Origin of the sequence: Paracoccus sp. IB05 (genome assembly GCF_016405985.1) — a bacterium.
Classification (GTDB): domain Bacteria; phylum Pseudomonadota; class Alphaproteobacteria; order Rhodobacterales; family Rhodobacteraceae; genus Pseudogemmobacter.
The window spans coordinates 1-971 of record NZ_JAEFCF010000094.1 but is presented as its reverse complement, the minus strand read 5'-3'; the positions used below and the strand labels follow the sequence as shown (position 1 = coordinate 971).

The window sequence follows — 971 nt, the reverse complement described above, 5'->3', positions numbered from 1 at the left end:
GGCTTTGTTGCACTATCCGGCTCGCTCATGGATTCACGTTTGTGAGACAGCGGGTTAGGTTGGCACTATGAGCAAGCCGATCCCTCTTTTTCGCACGACGAACTGGTCGAGCTACAGCCGGGCCCTGAAGCGTCGTAGCTCGCTGATGGTGTGGTTTGACCCTGAGATGTCGTGGTTCGCGGCGCCGAGCGGCAAGGCGGGTCATCCTGAGAGGTTCTCGGCGGCGGCCATACAATTCTGCCTCTCAATCAAGGTGCTGTTCGGGCTGCCGCTGCGGCAAACGACAGGGTTTGTGGAGAGCCTTCTGGCCCTGTCAGGGCTCGACTGGCCCGTGCCGGACTACACCACGCTCTGCCGCAGGCAGAAGCACCTAAAGGTTCAGATCCCGTATCGTGCGGCGTCCGGGCCGCTTCATCTGCTGGTGGACAGCACCGGGATCAAGTTCTCGGGGGAGGGAGAGTGGCAGGTCCGCAAGCACGGGGCCAGCCGCCGCAGGCAATGGCGCAAGATCCACATAGGTATCGACGCTGAAACCCTTGAAGTTCGCGCCGTGGAGATGACCAGCAACCGCATCCGGGATGCGCCCGTTCTGCCCGGTCTGCTGGCCCAGATCCCGGTGCAGGAGCGGATCGGCAGCGTCACCGCCGACGGCATCTATGATACCAAGGGGTGCCATGCCGCCATCGCGGCTCGAGGGGCCGATGCCATCATACCACCACGGCGGAATGCCAGGGATTGGAAGGGCCATGATCCCGGCCTGCTGGTTCGCAACGAAGCCCTGCGTGCCTGCAAGCGCTTCGGACGAGCCAACTGGAAGAAATGGTCCGGATATCACCGTCGAAGTCACGTCGAGGCCAAGATGAGATGCATCAAGCTCCTCGGCGAGCGCATCATGGCCAGAGACTTCGACCGGCAGGATGCAGAGGTTCAGATCCGTATCGCACTCATGAACCGTTTCACATCACTCGGAA

1 protein-coding gene is annotated in these 971 nt (G+C 61.7%); it reads left to right on the top strand.

Annotated elements, in window-relative coordinates; all coding sequences use genetic code 11:
• Positions 1-67: 67 nt before the first annotated feature.
• Positions 68-971 (top strand): IS5 family transposase (locus JC607_RS25180; protein WP_198839444.1); only part of this gene is annotated, 904 nt, incomplete at its 3' end.